The 22,461-nt window shown below is 71.2% G+C and carries 16 protein-coding genes and 1 pseudogene; 8 read left to right on the top strand and 9 right to left on the bottom strand.

The window, feature by feature from the left end:
• Nucleotides 1-17: 17 nt before the first annotated feature.
• From ACLJOK_RS15695 to ACLJOK_RS15685, 3 genes are read right to left on the bottom strand one after another with little or no spacing between them, the layout of a single operon-like run.
• Nucleotides 18-650: a phosphoribosyltransferase gene (locus tag ACLJOK_RS15695; protein WP_410819590.1), complete on the bottom strand. Its 633-nt coding sequence runs from the start codon at nucleotides 648-650 to the stop codon at nucleotides 18-20.
• 41 nt (nucleotides 651-691) lie between these two features.
• Nucleotides 692-2,041 carry a glycosyltransferase 87 family protein gene (locus tag ACLJOK_RS15690; RefSeq protein WP_410819588.1) on the bottom strand — a complete coding sequence of 450 codons (1,350 nt, stop codon included), beginning with the start codon at nucleotides 2,039-2,041 and terminating at the stop codon, nucleotides 692-694.
• Nucleotides 2,042-2,091: 50 nt separating this feature from the next.
• Complete coding sequence (locus ACLJOK_RS15685) at nucleotides 2,092-4,494, bottom strand: putative bifunctional diguanylate cyclase/phosphodiesterase (protein WP_410819587.1); 2,403 nt, start codon at nucleotides 4,492-4,494, stop codon at nucleotides 2,092-2,094.
• Between the two features lie 720 nt (nucleotides 4,495-5,214).
• Between ACLJOK_RS15685 and ACLJOK_RS15680 the strand changes: the two genes are divergently transcribed.
• From ACLJOK_RS15680 to ACLJOK_RS15660, 5 genes are all read left to right on the top strand, one after another.
• Nucleotides 5,215-8,295, top strand: a complete 3,081-nt coding sequence (locus ACLJOK_RS15680; RefSeq protein ID WP_410819585.1) for an AfsR/SARP family transcriptional regulator — start codon at nucleotides 5,215-5,217, stop codon at nucleotides 8,293-8,295.
• 260 nt (nucleotides 8,296-8,555) lie between these two features.
• A complete protein-coding gene (gene moaC / locus ACLJOK_RS15675; protein WP_410819583.1) occupies nucleotides 8,556-9,047 on the top strand; it encodes a cyclic pyranopterin monophosphate synthase MoaC in 492 nt (163 codons plus the stop codon).
• Nucleotides 9,044-9,514: a molybdenum cofactor biosynthesis protein B gene (locus ACLJOK_RS15670; protein ID WP_410819582.1), complete on the top strand. Its 471-nt coding sequence runs from the start codon at nucleotides 9,044-9,046 to the stop codon at nucleotides 9,512-9,514. Before moaC ends, ACLJOK_RS15670 begins: the two co-directional genes overlap by 4 nt.
• 101 nt (nucleotides 9,515-9,615) lie before the next feature.
• The gene (locus ACLJOK_RS15665; protein ID WP_410819580.1) at nucleotides 9,616-10,875 is read left to right on the top strand and encodes a molybdopterin molybdotransferase MoeA; all 1,260 of its coding nucleotides are present in this window, start codon (nucleotides 9,616-9,618) and stop codon (nucleotides 10,873-10,875) included.
• Complete coding sequence (locus ACLJOK_RS15660) at nucleotides 10,872-11,300, top strand: molybdenum cofactor biosynthesis protein MoaE (RefSeq protein WP_130405760.1); 429 nt, start codon at nucleotides 10,872-10,874, stop codon at nucleotides 11,298-11,300. The genes ACLJOK_RS15665 and ACLJOK_RS15660 overlap by 4 nt, the downstream gene beginning before the upstream one ends.
• Before the next feature lie 4 nt (nucleotides 11,301-11,304).
• Here the strand turns inward: ACLJOK_RS15660 and ACLJOK_RS15655 are convergent, their stop codons facing one another.
• Both ACLJOK_RS15655 and ACLJOK_RS15650 read right to left on the bottom strand, forming a co-directional pair.
• Nucleotides 11,305-12,771: a glycosyltransferase 87 family protein gene (locus ACLJOK_RS15655; RefSeq protein ID WP_410819578.1), complete on the bottom strand. Its 1,467-nt coding sequence runs from the start codon at nucleotides 12,769-12,771 to the stop codon at nucleotides 11,305-11,307.
• Between the two features lie 215 nt (nucleotides 12,772-12,986).
• A complete protein-coding gene (locus ACLJOK_RS15650) occupies nucleotides 12,987-13,532 on the bottom strand; it encodes a DoxX family protein (protein WP_410819576.1) in 546 nt (181 codons plus the stop codon).
• Nucleotides 13,533-13,665: 133 nt separating this feature from the next.
• Here ACLJOK_RS15650 and ACLJOK_RS15645 point away from each other — a divergent pair, with 133 nt between their 5' ends.
• The gene (locus ACLJOK_RS15645) at nucleotides 13,666-14,214 is read left to right on the top strand and encodes a GNAT family N-acetyltransferase (protein ID WP_410819574.1); all 549 of its coding nucleotides are present in this window, start codon (nucleotides 13,666-13,668) and stop codon (nucleotides 14,212-14,214) included.
• A 24-nt stretch (nucleotides 14,215-14,238) separates the two neighbouring features.
• Here the strand turns inward: ACLJOK_RS15645 and ACLJOK_RS15640 are convergent, their stop codons facing one another.
• The 3 genes and pseudogenes from ACLJOK_RS15640 to ACLJOK_RS15630 form a co-directional block, all read right to left on the bottom strand.
• Complete coding sequence (locus ACLJOK_RS15640) at nucleotides 14,239-15,480, bottom strand: AAA family ATPase (RefSeq protein WP_410819572.1); 1,242 nt, start codon at nucleotides 15,478-15,480, stop codon at nucleotides 14,239-14,241.
• Nucleotides 15,481-15,636: 156 nt separating this feature from the next.
• Nucleotides 15,637-16,086, bottom strand: coding sequence for a hypothetical protein (locus ACLJOK_RS15635; protein ID WP_410821505.1), 450 nt, complete (start codon nucleotides 16,084-16,086; stop codon nucleotides 15,637-15,639).
• Between the two features lie 457 nt (nucleotides 16,087-16,543).
• Nucleotides 16,544-17,026 (bottom strand): annotated as a pseudogene (locus ACLJOK_RS15630) (hypothetical protein); the annotation flags it as partial.
• A gap of 402 nt (nucleotides 17,027-17,428) precedes the next feature.
• Between ACLJOK_RS15630 and ACLJOK_RS15625 the strand changes: the two are divergent.
• Both ACLJOK_RS15625 and ACLJOK_RS15620 read left to right on the top strand, forming a co-directional pair.
• Complete coding sequence (locus ACLJOK_RS15625) at nucleotides 17,429-18,433, top strand: EamA family transporter (RefSeq protein WP_410819570.1); 1,005 nt, start codon at nucleotides 17,429-17,431, stop codon at nucleotides 18,431-18,433.
• A 10-nt stretch (nucleotides 18,434-18,443) separates the two neighbouring features.
• Nucleotides 18,444-19,097 (top strand): prepilin peptidase, encoded by a 654-nt coding sequence (locus tag ACLJOK_RS15620; RefSeq protein ID WP_410819569.1) that lies wholly within the window; start codon nucleotides 18,444-18,446, stop codon nucleotides 19,095-19,097.
• Between the two features lie 139 nt (nucleotides 19,098-19,236).
• Here ACLJOK_RS15620 and ACLJOK_RS15615 read toward each other — a convergent pair whose 3' ends face one another.
• On the bottom strand, nucleotides 19,237-22,416 hold the full coding sequence (locus ACLJOK_RS15615; protein WP_410819567.1) for a UvrD-helicase domain-containing protein: 3,180 nt from the start codon (nucleotides 22,414-22,416) through the stop codon (nucleotides 19,237-19,239).
• Between the last annotated feature and the right edge of the window lie 45 nt (nucleotides 22,417-22,461).

Raw genomic sequence — 22,461 nt, 5'->3', positions numbered from 1 at the left:
GACGGTACCCGGTGTTTCTATGCAGTTGCTGTGAGCGCCTCGGTGACTTCTTCGTCGGACACTTCATGAAAATCGTCGTAGTAGACGCTGACGGCGCCGAAGTCCGCCGGGCGTTGGGCACAGATGACCTGGTCGGCTTCGGCGGCGAGCAGTTCGTACGCCTCCTGGGCGCCGACCGGGACCGCGACCACGACCCGGTGTGCCCCGAGTTGGCGGACGACCTCGACGGCGACGCGGGCGGTTGCGCCGGTGGCGAGGCCGTCGTCGACGATCACTGCCGTCCGCCCGGTGAGGTCGACCTGTGGGCGGTCGCCCCGGTAGAGCCGTTCCCGGCGTTCCAGTTCGGCCTGCTCCCGGTGGCGGACCTCGGCGATGTCGTCGCTGCTGAGTCGGCTGGCCACCGCGTCGTTGAGGACCTGGACACCGCCCGGCCCGAGTGCGCCGAAGGCGACCTCGCGGGCCCACGGCATGCCGAGCTTGCGGACGACCAGCACGTCCAGTGGTGTGCCGAGCCGTTCGGCGACGACCCGGGCGACCGGCACGCCACCACGGACGAGGCCGAGGACGACGACGTCCGGGTCGCCGATGAGCGCGGTGAGGCGTTCGGAGAGCACCCGGCCGGCGTCGGCCCGGTCGCGGTACGTGGTCATGCCTTCAGGTCTACGCCCTGACGCGCCGTTTCGCTCGGCAGTTAGGCCGAAGTGGTCCGACCGGACCGCTCATCGGCAACTGCGGCGGTCGGTGTGTCGACGGGGCGGTCCAGGGCGGGGGCCCAGGTCAGCAGGGCCAGCGGGTAGAGCAGGTAGCCGAAGCGGGTCGAGGGCATCAGGGCGATGGCGGCGAGCAGCCCGTACCCGCAGATGAGCGCGGTGGCGACGGCGGTGCGGGGCGGGCGGCGGGCGAGCCGGACGGCGATGGCCACTCCGGCGGCGACCAGCAGCGCGGCGGCGATCAGCCGGCCTGCGGGTAGCGCGCTGGCGATCAGGTAGCCGGGGAACGGGGACTGGGCGGGGCTGGTGACCAGCCCGTGGCCGAGGGGGAAGCGCAGCACGTTCTCGGTGAGGGCGTCGCGGTCCACCAGCAGCGCCGGCAGTAGTGCGGCGATGGGGAGGCCGATGGCGCCGACGGCGACTCGGGTGCCGGCGCGTCGGGTCAGGCCCCAGACGATCAGGACCAGGGCGACCGGCCAGGCGAACAGCTTCAGCGCGCCGGCGAGCCCGACGGCGAGGCCGGCCCGGCCGGGTCGGTCGGCGGCGGCGAACGCGAGGGCCAGCAGGCAGAGCGCGAGTACGGGTAGGTCGTCGCCGCCGGTGGCGAGGGTGAGGGCACAGATCGGCAGTACGGTGGCGGCCTGCACGCCGCGCAGCAGGGCGGCGTCCCGTCGGTGGGTCGCGGCGGTGGTGGCCTGGCCGGCGGTGGCCGGTGTTCTGCGCAGGGCTGCCACGGCCAGGGCGAGCGCCAGCGCGGTGCCCACAGCGAACCAGACGCGGGAGTCGGTCCACCAGGTGTCGAGCAGTGCTCTGGGCAGGCCGAACATCGCCATGCCGGGCTGGTACGGGGTGTAGCCCATCAGTTGCTCGCCGGGTGGCAGGGCGGCGATGGCGTCGGGCCCGAGGTAGGGCGTGCCGTGTTCCAGGAGGCGGCTGCCGGCGTGCTCCACGACCAGCACCTCCTCCTGGGCCCGGTCGGTGCGCCCACCGGCCCGGTCGATGGCCTGCCAGGCCAGTGGCAGCAGTGTGGTGGTCGCCCAGGCGAGACCGGTGACCACCCAGCGGGCTGACAGACCGGTCAGCCGGGAGGTTGGGGAGCGTCGACGCAGTAGAAGTTGGGCGATCACCGTCAGCGTTGCGAGCAGGTAGCCGACGGCGGCGACCGCGCCCCAGGCGCGGTGCGGCAGCAGGGTGGACGTGACTGCGGTGATCGCGGCGAAGGTGGCCGACACGGCGTAGAGGCCCAGGTCGAGGGCGAGTCCGCCGGCGGCGTTGTCGAGCGTCCGCCAGTGCCAGCGACGGCGGTGGGCGGTCGGGTCGTCGACGATCACGCGCGACAGTCTGGCAGACCAGGCTGTCCGCGCAGCGGGGCGATGCCTGCTCAGGCGGGCAGGTGTGGCAGGCGGTCGGGCCTGGAACGGCCGGCTTGGCGGCGGTTCTGGCTCAACCGGATCACCGCCCCGGCGTCGTGCAGCGGCGCGGCGAGGGTGCCCGGTCGGCCGCCCGAACCGCGCTGCATCGCCGCGAGCAGGGTGCCGGACGGCATCGGCCGGGCGAACAGATGCCCCTGGCCGGCGACGCAGCCCAACTCCCAGAGGGCCCGCCGCTGCGGCTCGCTCTCCACGCCCTCGGCCACCACGTCCAGGTTGAGGCTGCGACCGAGGTCGAGGGTGGAGCGGATGACTGCGGCGGCCTCCGCAGAACTCTCCATCGTCGTCACGAAGCTCCGGTCGATCTTCAGCTCGTGTACGGGGATCCGGGAGAGCAGCGAGAGGGAGGAGTAGCCGGTGCCGAAGTCGTCCAACGCCAACCGGACTCCTTCGTCGCGGAGTCGGCTGAGCACCCGGTCGACCACGTCGAGTTGGCTGAGGGTCAGCGTTTCGGTCAGCTCCAGGACCAGCCGGTCCGGTGGTAGGTCGTGGGCGCGGAGGCGGGCCAGCACCGAGCCCGGGAACCGCGCGTCGAGCAGGCTGCGCGGGGACACGTTGACCGCTACCGGTATGTCGAAGCCGGCGTCGCGCCAGCTCACGGCCGCGATCAGCGCCTGGTCGAGGATCGCTTCGGCGAAGGCCGGTAGCAGGCCCGAGCGTTCCACCGCCTCCAGGAACCGCAGCGGGTCGATCAGGCCGTGGGTGGGGTGGTGCCAGCGGGCCAGCGCCTCCGCGCTGGTCACCTCACCGGTGCCCAGGTCGACGATCGGTTGGAAGTTGACGACGAACTCGTGGTCGGCGACAGCGCGCGGCAGGTCACCGCCGAGGGTGAGGCGGCCGAGGTCGGCGGTGTCGCGGGTCGGGGCGTACGTGGAGATCCGCTGCCCGGCCCGCTTCGCCTGGTACATGGCCACGTCGGCGCGGCGCAGCAGTTCGGCCATGCCACCGTTGGACGGGGCGCCGGAGATCCCGCCGCTGGCCTCGACGCTGATGCGCATGCCGTCCAGCTCGAACGGCTCGTGCAGGGCGGCGAGCAGCGTCTCGGCCCGGTGCGCGGCGACCGCCGGGGCCGGCAGACCCCGCAGGAGTACGGCGAACTCGTCGCCGCCGAGGCGGGCCACCAGGTCGCTCGCCTGGGCGGCAGCCCGCAACCTGTCGGCCACCTGCACCAGCACCTGGTCGCCGGCGGCATGCCCGAGCGTGTCGTTGACCTCCTTGAAATGGTTGAGGTCGATCAGCACCAGCGCGGTCACCCCGTCGGCGTGGCGGGTGCTCAACTGTTCGGTGCCCTCGTCGAGGAGGTGCCGGCGGTTGGCCAGGCCGGTCAGTGCGTCGTGCGAGGCCGCGTACGCGTGCTCGTCGGCGACCCGGGCCAGTTCGGCGTACGCCCGGGCGTTGCGGACGGCGGTGCAGAGCGCGGAGGCGAAGGTGCGCAGGGTGTACTGCTCCCGCTCGGAGAGTTGCACCGGGCCGCGGAAGCGCAGTCGAAGCATGCCGACGTCGACAGTCCGGTCGTGACCTTCCAGCGGCGCGGGGACGATCGTGCCGTCCACGTCGGTGGGCGTGCCGGTCGGGCCGTCGAAGGTGATGCCGCCGGTGCCGCCGCGTACGGTGCGGCAGCCGTCGCGCAGCTCGATCTCGACCTCGTCGGCGGAGAACAACTCGGCGGCCTGGGTGACGGCGGTGGTGAGGACGTTGTCCAGGTCGACCACGTTGAGCGCGTCGGTGGTGCGGGCGAGCCGCTGCCACGCCTGCTGTTCGGTCCGGGAACGGATTCTCGTGGAGTAGGCCAGGTGCAGGCTGAGCACGAGCGGCGGTATGGCCAACAGGAGTTTGAGGTTGGCCTCAAGGATCAGCAGCGTGCAGGCCGCCACGACGAACCGTAGGGCGAAACCGGCGAGCCGGAGGTCGAGATTGCTTCGGAACTGCTTTGAGATCTTGGTCCTGGACGCCAGCGCGATGACCGGTATGGCCAGAATGTCGTCCAGGAGGGCCGCAGCCAGGTAAGCCAGCGCCAACGGCACGAGCAGGGCCACGGTGCCCTCGGGCGGCCAGGTCCAGGTTGTCATCGCCAGCGTGATGCCGGCACCCCAGGCCACGATGACGTTCTTTCCCACGCTGAAGGCCAGCTTGATCGCCGGCTGGCGGTGCCAGGTGAACGCGATGCCCACCGCCGTTGAGAGCACCACTATCGGGGCCGGAACGACGGCGAGACCGATGATGATCGCCGTCTCGGTCCAGCTGATCGAGTGGGTGGTGGATCGGATCCGCACCCTCGCTTTGACCAGCGTTCCCAGAGCGATGGTCACGGTGAGCACGACGACGACCGCGACATCGTTCGGCGTGGCAGTCATCGCAAACCGCACGGCGGCCGGCAGTGAAGTGGCCGTGATGACAGCCGCTACAACGACGACGAGACCGACGAGCAGCCGTAGCCGCTGATCGGTCTCAGTCTCACGTCGCTGAGGATGGGTCACATCACCCCCGAAAGGACTGCCTCCGCCTTGTTCGTAGCCTAACGTGCGGGAGTCGCGCACGTACCGTGCGAAATTTTCAGTCCCATTCGCTGCCGCGCATCGCAATGCTCCTCTCTCTGCTGCCGTGTCATTCGATGACCTGCCCCCAGGGGAGATCTTCCTAACGAAAGGCAGCTTAAGAGGTGGAAGGGCAGCTTAGAAGAATTATATGTCGGTATGCGCAACATTAGCCAAGCTGGAGTGGATTTATTACGTTCTGTCCATCACGGCTAAACGGAGTGCGGTCAGGTCGCGGCGGCGTTGGTTTCGCAGAGGGCTCGAAACTGCGGACGGTATCTGCTCGGGTTATGAACGTGTTAATCCCCCTGCTCTGCGGCCCTCTGTCTGCGGCCTCACCCAGAGTCTGGCTCGGTGTAGTGGCGGATTGGGCAAATTGGTACGACTAGGTCGTAGGAGCGGTCGGGACAGCGCCTCGCAACGTTCTCAGGCCGATGCGCGACCTTCGCAACGCCGCACGAGCGGTGAGTTGCCGGGGGGTGAACCGTAGGCTTCGTTGTGTGATCGGCTGAATACCCGCGACGGCTGGAGCAGGGGCGAGTGGAGATTCAGGTTCTAGGCGGCCTTTCGGTGCAACTACTTTCTCGCACGTTGCGCCTCGGAACACCCAAACAGCAGGCGATCTTCGCGATGCTCGCCGTTCAGCCAGGTCGACTGGTTACCGTGGCCGACTGCATCGATGAGTTATGGGCCGATCGCCCACCGCGATCGGCCGTGGCGAATGTGCTGAGCTATGCCGCCAATCTGCGCCGGACTTTCGAGGCCTTCCCGTCCGGTCGAGGGGTCGTCGTGCGGCAGCGGAACGGCTTTCGTCTCGACGTGCCGCCCGAGCTGATCGATGTCTCATGCTTCCAGATGGAGCGGAGCGCGGGCCGGGAAGCCTTGGAGGTCGGCCACCTGGAGCAAGCTCGGGAGTTGCTGAGCCGAGCCGTCGCTCGGTGGCAGGGCCCGATGCTCGCCGGCATCCCGCTGGGACCCGTGCTCAGCGCGCGCGTGCTCGCCGCCGAGGAAGAGCGTCTGCTCGCCGTGGACCTTCTTGCCGACGTACAGCTGAGATCCGGGCGGGGTGATCTGGCGATCCCGCTGTTACGGGAAGTCACCGCCCGTCATCCGCTCCGGGAGCCGACGTATGTCCTGCTGATGCGGGCTCTGAACGAGGGTGGCGATCACGCGGGCGCGCTCATCGCGTACGACGAGATCCGGACGCGGCTGATCACCGAGTTGGGGGTGGGCCCCCGGGCAACCATCGAAGAATTGCACCGCAAGATTGCCACTGCGAGCCCACTACCCGCTGTGCTCTCCCGACCAGGATCTTCCGTGGCGCTCGTGCACGGCCCGGCGGGAGAGGCGGCAGCCGAACAAACGGGTCAGGTCAAACCGGTGGACCATCTTCCGCGGGCCGTCGCGGATTTCGTCGGGCGGGAAGACGTCCTGTCACGGCTGCTGACGGAGACTCAGCGAGTCGAGGAACGAGTTCCGGCAGTGCACATGATCGACGGCATGGCGGGCAGCGGCAAGACGACCCTCGCCGTGCACCTGGCCCGCCGACTGTCCGATCGTTATCCGGACGCCATCTTGTTCATCGACCTGTGTGGCCATGGCGATAAGAACCGGGTCGAGCCAGCGGGTGCCCTGGTCACACTGCTGCGTCAGCTTGAGGTGCCGGCCGACCGCGTTCCGGTCGAGTTCGACGCCAGAGCGGAGTTGTGGCGACGAGAACTGGGCCGTCGAAGGTCGGTGCTCGTCCTCGACAACGCTGCGAGCAGCGAACAGATTCTGCCTCTCCTGCCGACCGAGCCGACCGCCGTCGTGCTGGTGACATCAAGGCGGAGGCTCTCTCACCCGGACGTGGCACCTTCACAGACGTTGCCGGTGATGACACCTGAAGAGAGTCTCGACCTCCTCGCAATCAGTGTCGGTAAGGCCCGGGTCGAAGCGGAGCCGGATGCCGCGGCCGAGGTGGTCCGGCTGTGTGGGCATCTCCCCCTGGCAATTCGGCTGGTCGGTGCCAGACTCGCCCATCGGCGCGGCCGGCGGTTGGCGGACCTGGCCGGACAGATGGCTGGCGATCCTCTGGTGCTGCATCACCTGGCTCAAGAACAGAGCACCGTCACCGGCGCCTTCGCCGCCTCCTATGAGCCGCTCCCGGGTTCGACCAAGCGTGTCTTCCGGTTCCTGGGTCTGTATCCCGGTAACCGCTTCAGACCGGCGGCAGTCGCCGCACTGACCGGCCTGACAGTGGCGGAAGCTCACGGGGCGCTCGACGACCTCGTCGACCGGAACCTGGTGGAAGACCTGGACTCGACGCGATATCGACTACACGACCTCATGCGCCAGTACGCCGCGGAGTTGTGCACGCGCACTGAATCCGCGAGCGACCGAAAGCTCGGGTTGGCTCAACTGTTCGACTTCACGCTGGAGGCGGCGCTGAGGGTCGCCGATCTGCTGGAGCCCGGCGTCATCAGATCCCAGGTCACCCACCGCTCGTCCGGACGTCCCGAGCTGTTCGAGGCTATCGGTGAACCATGCACCGACTGGTTGGAGGCGGAGCGAACGGAACTGGTGGCAATAGTGTTGTCAGCGCTCGAGTCGAAGCTCTACCAGCACTCCTGGCAACTGGCCCGCGCCCTCTGGCGATTTTTCTACATCCGCGGATACTTCGAGGACATCATTCTGACCTTCCGCCACGCACTGACGGCGGCGGAGGCAACGGGAGATGTCGACGCGATGGCGGTGGTGAACAACTACCTGGCCTCCGCCTACGTACGCACCGGTGACAACCAGTTGGCGCTTGACCACCTGACCCGGGCGGTGGACCTCTCTCGCAACTCCCGGGACGTGCGGAACACCGCGCGGTACCGGGCCAACCTCGCGGCTGTCTACGCGTGGAGCGGGCACCTGACCGAGGCGGTGACAGTCGGTATGGAGAGCCTGCGCGACTACAAGGGATACGGGAATGTCGGGGTGCCAGTCGTGCTGCCGAATCTTGGCACGGCACTGATGATGCTCGGGCGCTACGAGGAGGCGTTGCGACTGCACCGCCGGCACCTGGCATGGGCCCGGACGAAGTCCGAGGACTTCCATGTGCTCAACGCCTTCGGTCATGTTGGGGCGGTGCGCGTGAGAATGGGCCATTTTCCGCAGGCAATCCGGATCCTCAAGGCCTCGTTGGCCTTGCGCGATCGCACCGGCCACCGGTTTGCCGAGGCTGAGGTGCGCAACGACCTCGGGATCGCCTATCGCGGTCTGGGCCGTCTGGTCGAGGCCCAACAGCAACACGAGGTGGCCAGGCAGTTGTCGATCAGCTCGGGGGAACGACACGTCGAGGCGGCCGCGCTGAACGAGCTTGGTCGCACTCTGCTGGCGCAAGGGCGGGGCGGCGAGGCGGCCGAGATGCACCAGGTCGCTCTGCGGTTGGCCACTCGGATCTCACACCCGTACGAGCAGGGACGTGCCTTGGCCGGGCTCGCCGAACACTTCGCCCGCGTCGACCCGGCGGAGGCCCGACGGCACTGGGAGCGGGCGTTGGCGATCTTCCGACGGATGGGCGTGCCGGAGCGCTTCGAGGCCGAAGGTCGCCTCGCCGAGTTGACCGACGCGACAGTGGTCGCAGAGCGCTGACCAGCCTCAACGGCGCTTATCGATTTCTTATCGGCAGGCCCGGTAACTTACCGGCCGTATCGGCGAACGGGGGAGGTTCTGCCAGTGGGCAGAACCGGGTCGTCGACACGCCCCGCTGCCGGGTCCCCCCAGCGACCTCGGCGGCGGGCTGGTGAGGGAGGAGCGGCGTCGGGGCCGTTGCGCCGGCAGCACCCTGTGCCGTCGCCAGCGTGACGCCGCTCCTTCCGACAGCTTCGTACCGCACCGATAGGCTCACGACCGTGACCGAACCCGCGCAGCTCAGCCACGTCGATCGCGCCGGCGCGGCCCACATGGTCGACGTCTCCGCCAAGGCGGTGACGGGTCGGTTGGCCGTCGCGGCCGGCCGGTTGCGGACCACGCCCGAGGTCATCGACCTGCTGCATCGCGACGGGCTGCCCAAGGGTGACGCGTTGGCCGTCGGGCGGCTGGCCGGGATCATGGGGGCCAAGCGCACTCCTGATCTGATCCCGCTCTGCCACCCGATCGCCCTGCACGGCGTCACCGTCGACCTGCGGCTGACCGCCGACACCGTGGAGATCACGGCCACCGCCCGCACGGCGGACCGGACGGGGGTGGAGATGGAGGCACTGACGGCGGTTGCTGTCGCCGGTCTCGCCCTGGTCGACATGGTCAAGGCGGTCGACCCGGCGGCGTCGGTGGAAGCGGTCCGGGTGCTGCGCAAAGAGGGCGGCAAGACCGGCGAGTGGGTCCGTCCGGAGGACCGGCCGTGATCCGGGCTCGGGTGATCGTCGCTTCCAATCGGGCCGCGGCCGGCGTCTACGCCGACACCAGCGGGCCGCTGCTCGTCGCCGGCCTGCGCGAGCTGGGCTGCCAGGTCGACGACCCGGTGGTGGTGCCCGACGGTGAGCCGGTCGGCGACGCCTTGCGGGCCGCGCGCGCCGACGGTGTCGACGTGGTGCTGACCAGCGGTGGCACCGGCGTGACCCCGACGGATCGGACCCCGGACGTGACCCGGGGCCTGCTGGATTACGAGATCCCCGGCATCGCCGAGACGATCCGCGCGCACAGTCGTGACCGGGTGCCGACGTCGGTGCTGTCCCGGGGCCTGGCCGGGGTCGCCGGTCGGATGCTGGTGGTCAATCTGCCCGGCTCGACCGGCGGTGCACGGGATGGCCTGGCCGTTCTCGGGCCGATCCTCGGGCACACCGTCGACCAGCTCCGCGGCGGGGACCACTGACCGCTCCGCGGCGGCAACCACTGACCGCTCCGCGGTGGCGACCACCGACCGGTGCGCGCCAGGCCCGGACGGGTGTCGGTCCGTGCCGATAGGCTCGGTCGGTGAGCACGGAAACCGCACCCACAGCGGATCGGGTCACCGCACCCCCGCCAGCCGGGTGGGAGGAAGCGCGTTCGCGCGTCTACGCGGTCGGTCTGGCCGCCGCGCTGCCCGCCGCTGCCCGACCACTTGTCGACACCGACGGGTCGACCCTGGCCGAGCCGTTGACCACCCGCACCGACCTGCCGGCGTTCCCGACGTCCAGCGTGGATGGCTGGGCGGTGCGCGGCCGTGGGCCGTGGCGCGTCGTCGGCCGGGTCCTGGCCGGCAGCACCCCCGCGCCGCTCACCGAGGACGACACCACCGTCGAGATCGCGACCGGCGCGATGGTGCCCGAGGGCGCCACCGCCGTGCTCCGCGTCGAGGAGTCCGCCGCATCCACCACCGGCCTGATCAGCGGCACTCCCCGGGAGACGCCCGAGTGGCGGAAACCCGGCGAGGAGGCGTACGCCGATGAGGAGCTGTTGCCGACCGGCACGCCGGTCGACCCGGCGGTGATCGGCCTGGCCGCCGCCTGCGGGCACGACACGCTGCGGGTCCGGCGGGCGCCGCGCGCCGCGCTGCTGGTCTTCGGCGACGAGCTGCTGACGGCGGGCCCGCCCGCGGCCGGTCGCATCCGCGACGCGCTGGGCCCCGCGGTGCCGGCCTGGCTGCGGCGCTACGGCTGCCAGGTCCGCCCGTCCGACGTGGTCGGCCCGGTGGCCGACACGCTGCCCGCGCACGTGGCGGCCCTGCGCTCGGCGCTGGTCACCGCCGATCTGGTCTGTACCACCGGCGGCACCATGAACGGCCCGGTCGACCACCTGCACCCGACCCTGGAGGCGCTCGGCGCCGACTACGTGGTCAACACGGTGGCGGTCCGCCCGGGCTTCCCGATGCTGCTGGCCCGACTGACCGGCCCCGACGGGCGAGCCCGGTTCGTGGCCGGGCTGCCGGGCAACCCGCAGTCCGCCATCGTCGCGCTGGTGTCGCTTGTCGCCCCGCTGCTCGCCGGCCTCCAGGGCCGGTCGATGCCGGTGCTGCCGCAGGTCACGTTGGCCGAGGCGGTGCCAGGTCGCGGCGACCACACCCACCTGGCGTTGGTCCGACTGGACCGGTCCGCAGGCGTCGCGTTCCCGGTCCGCCACGTCGGCTCGGCGATGCTGCGGGGCCTGGCCGGCGCGGACGGGTTCGCGGTCATCCGTCCCGGCACCAGCGGTGAGCCCGGCGACCGGGTGCCGCTCGTGCCACTGCCGTTGTTTCCCGGGGAGCGTGCGTCGTGACCGCACCAGCGATCACCTTCGGCGAGGTCACCGACCAGCCGCTCGACCTCGCCACGCACGAGGCGGCGGTCGCCGACCGCCGGGCCGGCGCCGTGGTGTCCTTTCAGGGCGTGGTCCGCGACCACGACCACGGCCGCCAGGTCACCAGCCTGGAGTACGAGGGGCACCCGAGCGCCGCGCAGGTGCTGCGCGAGGTGGCCGCCGAGATCGCCGCGGAGCCCGACGTCTACGCGGTGGCGGTCTCGCACCGGGTCGGCCCCCTGGCGATCGGTGACGTGGCGCTGGTCGCCGCGGTGAGCACCGCGCACCGGGCGGCCGCCTTCGCGGCCTGCGCCCGGCTGGTCGACGAGGTCAAGGCGCGTCTGCCGATCTGGAAGCGGCAGGTCTTCACCGACGGCACCGAGGAATGGGTCAACTGCCCCTGACCGCTCAGCGGCGGCCGTTGACCACCACGGCCCGGGCGAGCCGGTCGCCGTAGAACGCCGGCTCCGCGCCTGGGCGCCAGGGCAGCGCGGCCACCAGCACGATCAGCGCGAGCGCGAGCGAGTTCTCCATCAGTGCCCCGAACAGGCCGTCCTGGTAGTGCGACATCTCCGGCAGTTGGTGTTCGTACGGCCAGATCGGAGAGATCAGGAAAAGCAGGTAGAGCCCGATCGCGGCGAAGCCGTGGCGGAGCCCGGTCAGCGTCGGGTACCAGATCGGCGGGCGGAGCCCGTTGACCCCGGGTAGACCGCCGAAGACCTGCCCCTGGCCGGTGCGCTGCGGCATCCCCCGGCTCGCCTCGCGGCGACGCACGGCGGCGTCGGCCAGCACGATGATCGCCGGGATCACCCAGACCAGGTGGTGCGTCCAGGAGATCGGGCTGATCACGTTGGCGGTGAGACCGACCAGTGTGAAGGCGGTCAGCTCGTCACCGTCGGCGCGGGAACTGGCCGCCCGGGACAGGCCCAGCGCCAGGATCAGCACCGAGAAGGCGAGCCACAGCAGCCCCGGAGTCTCGATCGAGTCGTACAGTCGGGCGAGCAGGCCGGCGAGGGACTGGTTGGGCGTCATGTCCGCCGCGCCGACCCGTTCGGTCTGCCACAACACGCTGCCGAAGTAGGTGCGCGACTCGTCTCCGACGATCGCGAAGGTCCCCACCGTCACGCCGATCGTGGTGCCGATGGCGGTGGCCGCCACCCGCCACTGACGGGTGATGAGCAGGTACGCGATGAACAGCGCCGGGGTGAGCTTCACCGCGGTGGCGAGGCCTATACCGGCTCCCGCCCAGGCCCCGCCGTAGATGAAGCGCAGCAGCGGGCCGTCGGTGGCGGCGTAGTGGGTGCCCCGGCGGGACCGCCAGCGAAGGCCGATCAGGTCAGCCATGATCAAGGCGAACAGCAGGATGTTGACCTGGCCGTAGCCGAGGGTCTCCCGAGCTGGCTCGATGGCGACCGCGAGTGGCACCGCCAGGGCCACAGTGAACCACAGTGGCCACCCCAGACGGTCCACGATGGGTCGGAGCAGCCCGGCCAGCACCAGCGCCAACGCGGCGATGCTGGCGGCGGCGTTGACCAGACCGGCCACGCCGATCGGCAGCTGCGCCATCGGCAGCATGACCAGCCCAGCGAAGGGCGGGTAGGTGAACCCGAGTGTGGTTTCGGGCGCGATGAACTCGTAGAGCTCGTGACCGCTCGCCCACCACACCACGGCACCGTGGTAGATCTTCATGTCGAAGAAGTTGTACGGCCGCCCGAAGGTGCCGATGGCGAGCCATGCGGCGTAGGCGACGGCGGCCACGATGGCGCCCCGTACGACGTTCCTGCGATCGATCCCGCGCGTCACACGGTCGATCCCGCGTGTCACACGTTGGATTGGGGCGAGGCGGTCCGCCCGTCTACCGACATCCGTCGGCATGGCGTGGCCACCCCCGTACCAAGGTCGTCCTACCCGTCCAGGTCCTGCACGGAGCCTAGAACGGCGCCTCACGTCAGTGCCTCCCGCGTTATGCGACCGTGTCCGATCCCACACATGTTTTTGACATTTCCACCGCGTTAACGCCTACCGGGTGGTTCAGGTAATTCGTGGCCTTAGCGAGGGGTGGGGGTGGGACGGAGACGGATCGACGCAGGTCAGCCGGGGAGTCGACGTGCGGTGGACGCGGAGCGGACGGCGATTCGGGCCTCACGTCGGGCGGTTCGGACGGCGCGTTCCATGGAACGTCGAGAGTGGCCGATGCGATGGCCCGTCCGCCACCGCAGACCCGGCTTGCCACCGGTGTCCGCCGCGGCGAGCAGCAGACCGCCGAGGAGCCCGAGGTTCTTCAGGACGTGAATCTGATTGTTGTTCTTGGCGATCGGGTCGTCGTTGTTCCAGAAGGGATGCCCGGCGATGGTAACCGGCACCAGCGTGCCAGCCAGAACCAACGCCGCGGGTCGGCTGAACCGGCCGGTGGCCAGCATCAGCCCGGCGCCGACCTGCACGGCGGCGTTGAGCCGGATCAACGTCTCGGGCTCGGTGGGGAAGCTCGGGTGTGCCTTCTTCAGCATGGGAGCGACCCTGTCGGTCACCGGTTTGGCGGCCACCGTGAGTCGGCCGGGGTCGCGCATGTTGCGATACCCGCTGACCACGAAGATGCCGCTCAGCATGGCGCGGGCGAGGGAACGTACGGGCGTCATGGATCAGTCATACCCCGTCGCGACGTTTGCTACCCCGTCAACCGCAGGATCGGATTGGTGTTCGTACACGTACGCCACGCCGAATCGAGCGACAGTCACGGATGGACGGGCGCTGGCGGGTAACGTCGCGCGGGTGACCACGCTGCGGCTACGCCCCGAGGACCCGGCCGACGCCGGCCCGGTCCGCCGCGTACTGGCCGCCGCCTTCGCCCGCCCGGACGTGGCGACGCCGCCGGAGGTCAGCCTGGTCGACGAGCTACGCGACACCACCGCCTGGTTGCCGGAGTTGGCAATGGTCGCCGAGTACGGCGGCGAGGTGGTCGGCTACGCGCTGCTCACCCGGGCGCGGCTGCGGCCGGAGCGAGGCTCGGACGTTCCCGTCCTGGCCCTCGGCCCGGTGGCGGTCGCACCGCACCGACAGCGTGTCGGGCACGGCACGGCCGTCGTGCAGGCCGCCCTGGACGCCTCCACCGAGTTGGGCGAGCGGCTCGTGATTGTCCTCGGTGCCCCGGCGTTCTACCGCCGGTTCGGGTTCGGCCCGGCGAATGAACTGGGCCTGACCGGCCCGTGGGCCGGCCTCGGTGAGCCCTGGCAGGCGCTGGTGCTGCCGCCGTCCACCAGCGAGGAGGGCCCACCGCCTCGCGGTGAGGTGCTCTTTCCGGCGCCCTGGTCGAAGGTCTGACCGGGTCGACGCGGTGGTTGGCGGTCAGGCCGGCTGGGTCCGCAGGTACCGGCCGAAGTGCGGGACGGTGAAGGCGACAGTGCCCCGCTCACCGGAGTAGATCAGCCCCTTCTTGATCAGCGCGTCCCGGGCCGGAGACAGACTGGCCGGCTTGCGGCCGAGGGCACGGGCGATCTCCGCGGTGGGCACCGCGGCGTCCATGTCGTCGCGGACCACAGCACCGGGCTCGCCCTCGACCGCGGACATCATCGCCATCGCCCGCATGTACTCGCGTTCGGCGGGAGTGGCCCGTTCGAACCGGGAACCGAAGAACCCGACCGCCAACTCGGCCTCCGCCTCGGGTGCGGCGACCCGCACATCGGCGGCGGTGATCGGCGAGCGCGGCGCGTGGTCCCAGGTCGCCTTGCCGTAGGCCTGGACGAAGTAGGGATAGCCACCGGACTTCTCGTAGAGCAGGTCGAGTGCCTTCTGCTCGTACTCGACGTCCTCGCGCTCGGCGGGCGCGCAGAGCGCCCGGTCGGCGGCGATCCGGTCGAGCCGGTCGATGCGTTGATAGCGGAACAACCGTTCGGAGTACGACTTGGCCGCGCTGAGCACTGCCGGCAGGTGCGGAAGGCCGGCGCCGACGACGATCAGCGGCGCGCCGAGCTGGGACAGCTCGTGGCAGGCGGCGCAGAGCGCCGACACGTCCTCCGGGCCGAGATCCTGCATCTCGTCGATGAAGATGGCGATGCCGGTGCCGACGTCGCTGGCCACGGCGGCGGCGTCACTGAACAGCTCGACCAGGTCGATCTCGATGTCGCCGGAGTCGGCCCGACCGCTGGCCGCCGGCACGTCGATGCCGGGCTGCCACCGGTCGCGCAGCTTGGTGGCGGCACCGGCCCGGCCGGTCGGGTTGGACCGCTGGGCGAACGCCTTGAGGACGCCGAGGAACGCGTCGATGCGGTCGGGTGCGCGGTGGCGGGGGGCGAGCTCCCGGACCGCCATGTGCAGCGCGGCGGCGACCGGTCTCCGCAACGACTGGTCCGGTCGAGCCTCGATCTTGCCGCTGCCCCAGAGCCGGTTGATCGCCTGCGACCGGAGCGTGTTGAGCAGGACCGTCTTGCCGACACCGCGCAGCCCGGTGAGCATCAGGCTGCGCTCGGGGCGGCCTCGGGCGATGCGCTCGAGCACGATGTCGAAGACGTCCAGCTCTCGCCCCCGCCCGGCAAGTTCGGGCGGACGCTGGCCGGCGCCCGGCGCGTACGGGTTGCGGACCGGATCCACGCATCGCAGATTATCGGGCCATCTAGCTGCGAGGCTAGACATGGATAGATGGGACTACCGGCGTGTCGAGACCGTCGACCACAAACTAGGGCTGTCTAGCGTGGACGCTAGACAGCCCTAGTTTTGGCAATCGGACCACCGGTCGGCCAGATCGGGCTAGCGCTTCTTCAGACAGAGCACGTAGTCGAACAGGTCGACCGAGTTGTCGTGCACGTAGTTCGCGGTCGCCTGCGGCGCGAGCGTCTCGCACCGGTCGCCGTCGGTGGTCGCCGGAATTCGCAGCAGCACCTGGTAGGTGTTCGGGCCGCAGGGCACCTTGCGGAGTTCCGCGTCGTCCTCACTGCCGTCGTTCACCACGCAGTCACCCCTGGCGAACTCCTCGTCCGGAGTCGGCGCGGCCGACGTCGGGGCGTCGCTGGGCAGGGCGGGCGGAACGGCCGGGGCACTCGTCGACGGGGTGGGCGCCGCGTCACTGCCGGCGTCGGCCACCTTCCAGACCGCCCAACCGGCCAGGCCGAGGCACGGACAGAGCACGAGCAGCGCCACCACCGTGATGATGAGAGCGACGTTGCGGCCGGTCTTCTTCGCCGGCGCGGCGGGCGGCATCCCGTAGCCGCCGAGAGGCTGCTGACCCCACGGGGCGGGTGGCTGACCCGGTATCGGCCCGGCCGGCTGACCGGGCATCGGGCCCGTCGGCGGGTACGGTCCGGCCGGTGGGAACGGCCCGGACGGCGGAGTCGGGCCGGCCGGTGGGTACGGCCCGGGCGGTGGGTAACCCGGGCCCGAGGTGGGCGGCGGCGCCCACATCGGCGTGGTCGGCGGCTCCGGGTTGGTGGGCGGCGGCGCCCACATGGGTGCCGTCGGTGGCTCCGCGTCGGTCGGCGGCGGACCCCACTGCTGCCGGGTCGGGTCGTCCGAGGGCGGCGGGGTGCTCCACTGGGGCACCGTCGGGTCGACCGGCGGTGAGCTGTCAGGCCCGCTGGGCGGGCGCTGGTACGGATCGTCCGGCTGATCGGAACCCGCAGGTCCGTAGGTCGTCATGTCATCCCCGGGGTGGGTGGTCTCAGCGTTGCTTGAGGCAGAGGACGAAGTCGAGAGTGTCCAGCTCACTGTCGAAGAAATACCAGTTGGTGTAGCCCTCGACCTTGCCGCACTTGGCCTCGGCGTCCCGCTCGCCGCTGGTCGGGCCGTCGATCCGGCTCAGCACCTCGTACGACTTCGCGGTACAGCCGCTGATCAGCAGCTTCGGCTTGCCGCCGGCGGTGCCGTCGTTGCGAACACACTGGCCGACCTTCGCGAACCGAGGATCGGCCGACGACTCCGGCGCGGCCGCGCTCGGCGCGGGCTCGACCGCATCCGCACTGGGCTCACCGGCAGCGGCCGAGCTGCTCGGCGCGGCTGCCGGTGCCGGGTCACTCTGCCCACGGCGGAACCAGAACACGCCGGCGACGGCCACCACCAGCAGTACGACGGCCAGTACCGCGATCAGCGGCCCCCGACCGCGCCGGCTCGGTGCCGGATCCTCGCCGTACGGACCGTCGGGCCGGTACGGCTGCCCGCCGTACGTCGGGGTCGGCGGGGTCGGCTGGTACGAGCCGCCGTAGGGCGTGCGGGGGTCGTGGCCGTAGGGCGTATCCGTTCCGCCGCCGTAGGGCGCGCCGGGAGTTGCACCGTAGGGCGGGGTGGGTCCGCCGCCGTACGGCCCGGGTCGTCCCTGCGTCGCGGGCGGGTACGACGGGACCGCCGGCGGGTAGGGCTCCGGCGCGGGCGGGTAGGGCTGCTGCGCCGGTCGACCGGACGTCTCGTCGGGTCTCTGCCCACGCCACGGCCCCGGGTGGCCGCCCTCCGGTTGTCCGTAGTTCGTCATGCCGCCCTCCTGCACGAGTGGTGAGAGGCCGGCCACCAAAGCGCGACGCGGACTCCGGGGTCACCGTAGCGTGGTCCACTGATGAGCTCACCTTCACCGAGCGCCACGGCCCTCGCCGGCCGTCGTGCCAGCGCCACGCCGACAGTGATCTGGACCGCGTTGATAGTGGTCTACCTGCTCTGGGGGTCGACCTATCTGGCCATCCGGATCACAGTGGAGACGATGCCGCCGCTGCTGTCGGCCGCCCTCCGGTTCGCCGTGGCCGGCCTGGTCCTGGCGGTGGTGCTGCGACTGCGTCGAGGCCCCGGCGCGCTGCGGGTGGACCGACGGCAACTCGGCTCGGCCGCGTTGGTCGGGGTGCTCCTGCTCGCCGCCGGCAACGGCCTGGTGGTGCTCGCCGAATCGGGACCGCCGGGAGTGGCGGTGCCGTCCGGGATCGCCGCGTTGCTGGTGGCCACGGTGCCGCTGCTGGTGGTGCTGTTGCGCTCGGCCACCGGCGATCGTCCGCCGATCTGGACGTTCGCCGGGGTCACAGTGGGCTTCGTCGGCCTCATCCTGCTGGTGCTGCCGGGCGGTGGCTCGGCAGCGGTACCGCTGGTCGGGGCGTTGACAGTGGTGGCGGCGGCCACCTCCTGGTCGGTCGGGTCGTTCCTGTCCGGACGGATCCGGATGCCCGCCGACCCGTTCGTGGCCACGGTGTACGAGATGGTGGCCGGCGCGCTGGTGCTGCTGGCCGTCGCCGCCGGTCGGGGCGAACTGGCCGACTTCCACCCGGCGGCGGTGAGCACCCGGTCCTGGTTGGCGCTGGGCTACCTCATGGTGGCCGGCTCGCTGGTGGCCTTCACCGCGTACGTCTGGCTGCTGCACAACGCGCCGATCTCGCTGGTGTCGACGTACGCCTACGTGAACCCGGCGGTCGCTGTGGCGCTCGGCGCCCTGCTGGTGGCCGAGCCGATCACCCCGCAGGTGCTGCTCGGCGGTGCTGTCATCGTCGCCGGGGTCGCCCTGGTGGTGACCACCGAACGGCCACGTCGGGCGGGCACGGGATCACGATCGGGGGACACGCCGGTGCGCGACCGCCAGTAACGTCCGGCCCATGTCGGCCGCCGCGCTGGTGTCGATCGCGCTGCTCGGCGCGCTGGTCGGCCTCGTCGTACCCCTGGTGTCCCGGCGCTTCGCCACGGCGGACGCCCGGCCATGGGCGTTTCCGCTGCCGCAGCCGGTCCGACGGCCCTGGGTCGACCCGGTGGTGGCGGCCAGCGTCTTCGTCGGCCTTGCCGTCGCCGTGGGTGACAGCCCGGCGCTGCCGGTCTTCCTCGCGGTCGCGGCGGTCGGTCTGGTGCTGGCGCGGGTCGACCTGGCCTGCCTGCGGCTGCCCGACCCGCTGGTCCTCGTCGCCGGGTTGCTGGCCCTCGGAGGGCTGACCGCCGCGGCGCTGCTGTCCGACACTCCCGGCCGGTTGCTCGGCGCGCTGGGAGGTGCGGCGGTCGCGGGCGCGGCGCACGTGCTGCTGGCCCTGCTGCCCGGCTCACGACTGGGCTTCGGGGACGTGAAACTCGCCGCCGTCCTCGGCCTGCCGCTCGGCTGGCTGGGCCGCGATGCCCTGCTCACCGGGTTGCTCCTGCCGCACGTGCTGCACGGCGGTCTGGTGCTCGGCCTGCTCGCCGCCCGAAAGGTGCACCGGAACACCCTGCTGCCCCTCGGCCCAGCCCTGCTGGTGGGCGCCTGGCTCGCAACCCTCCTCACCTAACCCACCCGCGCCCTGGCCCCGCCGCCCCTGCTTCGTCGATCTTGCAGTTTCTGCGGCGACATAAGGGGCATCCCACGCACAACGGCGACCGAAAGTGCATGATCGACGGGGTCAGGGGCGTGGGGCCCGGGGGCGTGGCTCAGATCAGGCGGAGTTGGCGGTCCTTGGGGCGGCGGGGCTCGGCTTCGCCGAAGCGTTCGAACAGGCCGGGGTCGATGGTGTTGAGGAACGGCGAGGGGGCGCAGTCGCGCTCGGTGCCGTGGCGGGTGCGGCGGCCGGCGTGACTGACGTACAGCCGGTCCTGGGCCCGAGTCAGGCCGACGAAGAACAGCCGGCGCTCCTCGGCGACGGCGTTCTCGTCGGGCGTCGAGCCCGGCCAGCGCAATGGCAACAGCCCGTCCTCGACGCCGACCAGGAAGACCACCGGAAACTCCAGGCCCTTCGCGGCGTGCAGGGTGAGCAGCGTGACCGCCTCGGCGCGCGGGTCGAGCGCGTCCACCTCCGCGCCGGTGGCCAGCTGCGACAGGAAGGCCTCCAGGTCGTCGCCGCAGCGTCGGGCCAGCGGGGTCAGCAGGTCCACGGCCGAGCGGACGTCCTCGGGACGGACCGCGCTGGCGGCGCCGTCCAGGGTGGGCACGGCGAACCGCTCGGCGACCACCTGACCGGCCAGCCGCACCCGGGCGGCAAGTGAGCCGGCCAGACCGTCGGCGTGCCGCAGCTCGCGGGCGATGGCCGCCACCCCGAGCCGGTCCCGCAGCCGATCGTGGGAACGCTTCTGCACTGGGATGTTGGCCCGGGTCAGGGCGTCCACGATCGGGGCGGCCTGCGCGTCGGTGCGGTACAGCACGGCGATGTCGGAGAACGACAGCGAGGTGGACCGGCCGTCGATGCGGCCCGAGTCGAGCGAGCGGTGCGACAACCCGCCGACCAGATCGTCGACGGTACGCACCACGAAGTCGGCCTCCTCGGCCACTGACGCCGCCGGGTAGCGCCCGACCAGCGGAGCCTCCGGGTCGAGCCGGGCCGGGTCCAGTCGTCGACCCCGGACCAGCGAGGACGGGGCGATGGCCTGCACGGCGGCGGCCAGGATCGGGGCCGACGAGCGGTAGTTGCGGTTGAGCCGGACCAGTCGGGCGTCGGTGAAGTCCTCGGAGAAGCGCAGGAAGTAGCCGACGTCCGCGCCTCGGAACGAATAGATCGCCTGGTCCGGATCGCCGATCGCACAGAGGTTGCCGTCGGCGGGGCTGAGCAGCCGCAGCAGCTCGTACTGCACCTCGTCGACGTCCTGGTACTCGTCGACGAAGATCCACCGCCAGCGGTCCCGGTACCGTTCGACAAGCTTCCGGTCGGCCCGCAGCAGCTCCACCGGCAGGGTCACCAGTTCGTCCAGGTCGACCAGGTCCTGCTTGCGCAGCAGAGACACGTACGCGGCGCTGTCGTCGCCGGCCTCGGCGCGCGCCGCCGCCCGCTCGGCGTCGTCGGCGATCCGGAAGTCCGCCGGAAGACCCGCCGCTTCGGCGTTCTCCTGCAGGATGGTCAACCCCAACGCGTGGAACGTACCCACTGTGACGTCCTCGGCGACCGGGCCGAGCAGGCCGTCGAGGCGGTGCCGCAGCTCCTCGGCGGCCCGGCGGGTGAACGTGATCGCGAGGCAGTGCTCGGGAAAGACGTTCAGCTCCGCGCAGAGGTACGCGATCCGGTGGGTGAGCGTCCTGGTCTTGCCGGTGCCGGGACCGGCCACGATGAGCAGCGGACCGCCGGGTGCGGAGGCGGCCACCCGCTGCATGGCGTCCAGTCGGTCCAGCAGGCCGGTGCCGACCTCCTCCATGCCGGAGAGCATGGGCTCGAACGGCTCGTGCGGAGACGGTGGCGACGCGATCGGCGGCGCGGGCGCCGGGACCGTCTTCCGCTTCGGCTCCGCCTTCGCCGCCGCCGGGCGCTTGGCCGGGACCCGGGGAGCCGGCTCCGCGGGTCGCCGCTGCGCCGGCACCGGTACGTCGAACAGCGTCTCCTGCGCGCCCAGCTCGGCCGGGTCGAAGAGCGTGATCACGCCGTACTCGCCGTCGTAACCGGGCACCCGGCGGACGTCGCCACGCCGCAGCCGCCCGATGCCCTCCGCGAGCAGCTCACCACCGGCCTGCGCGACCTCGGTCAGCGGCGTCGTGGTCAGGATCTCCAGCTCGGGGCCGAGCGCGGCCAGTAGCTCGTTGAGCCGCCCCTCGACCTTCTTCGATCGGGCACCCACCTTGTTGATCTCGCCGAGGATCTCGGCCAGCGGCACCAGGTGGGTGACGTCCCGGGCGTGCGCCGGCCGGTGCCCGTCCGGGCGGTCTGCCAGCTCCTCGATCCGGCTGAGGACGCCGACTGTGAGGGGCTTGCCGCACTCGGGGCAGCGCCCGTCGGCGGCCCGGGTGCGCTCCGGAGACCAGTTGACCCCACACAGCCGGTGCCCGTCCGCGTGGTACTTGCCCTCCTCCGGGAAGAATTCGATGGTGCCGGCCAGGCCGTCACCGGTCCGCAGCGCCTCCCGAACGGCGAAGTAGTCCCGTTCGGCGGTCAGCACTGTCGCCTCCCGGCCGAGCGCCGGCGGCGAGTGCGCATCCGAGTTGGACACCAGTTGGTAGCCGTCCAGGCTGCCGACCCGCCAGTTCATGGCGGGGTCGGAGGAGAGCCCGGTCTCCACGGCGAAGATGTGTTCGGCCAGGTCCGCGTAGCAGTCCGCGATCGCGTCGAAGCCGGACTTCGAGCCCAGCGCGGAGAACCAGGGAGTCCAGATGTGCGCCGGCACCAGGTAGCCGTCCGGGCTGGCCTCCAGGGTGATCTCCAGCAGGTCGCGGGAGTCCAGTCCGAGGATCGGTCGGCCGTCGGAGCCGAGGTTGCCGATCCGGCCGAGCGCGGTGTTGAACCGGGCCACCGCGTCCAGATCCGGCAGGTAGATCAGGTGGTGCACCTTGCGGGTCCGGTCGTCCCGCTTGTAGATGGTGGAGATCTCCACGCTCAGCATGAAACGGACGGGGTCCGCCTCCGCCGTCTGCGCGAGACGGGGTGGCAGCCGACGGGCGATGTCCCGTTCCGCCTCCGGGTCGAGCCGGTAGAGCCCCGGCTCGGCTGGGCGCAGCGTCTCCCGCAGGTGGTCGTACCAGGCGGGGTGGGTGAAGTCGCCGGTGCCGAGCAGGCCGATGCCCTTGCGCCGGGCCCACCACGCGAGGTTCGGGAGGGTGAGGTCACGGCTGCACGCGCGCGAGTACTTCGAGTGGATGTGCAGGTCCGCGACGAATGGCGGTAGGCCACCGGGGGGTACGGCGCTGAACGGAGGCACGCCGCATCCTGTCACGCCCGCCGCGCCGGCCTCCCGCCGCCACGC

It is taken from the genome of Micromonospora sp. 050-3 (assembly GCF_046549335.1).
In the GTDB taxonomy this organism is placed as follows: domain Bacteria; phylum Actinomycetota; class Actinomycetes; order Mycobacteriales; family Micromonosporaceae; genus Micromonospora; species Micromonospora trifolii.
This window is presented reverse-complemented; position numbering and strand designations above follow the sequence as displayed.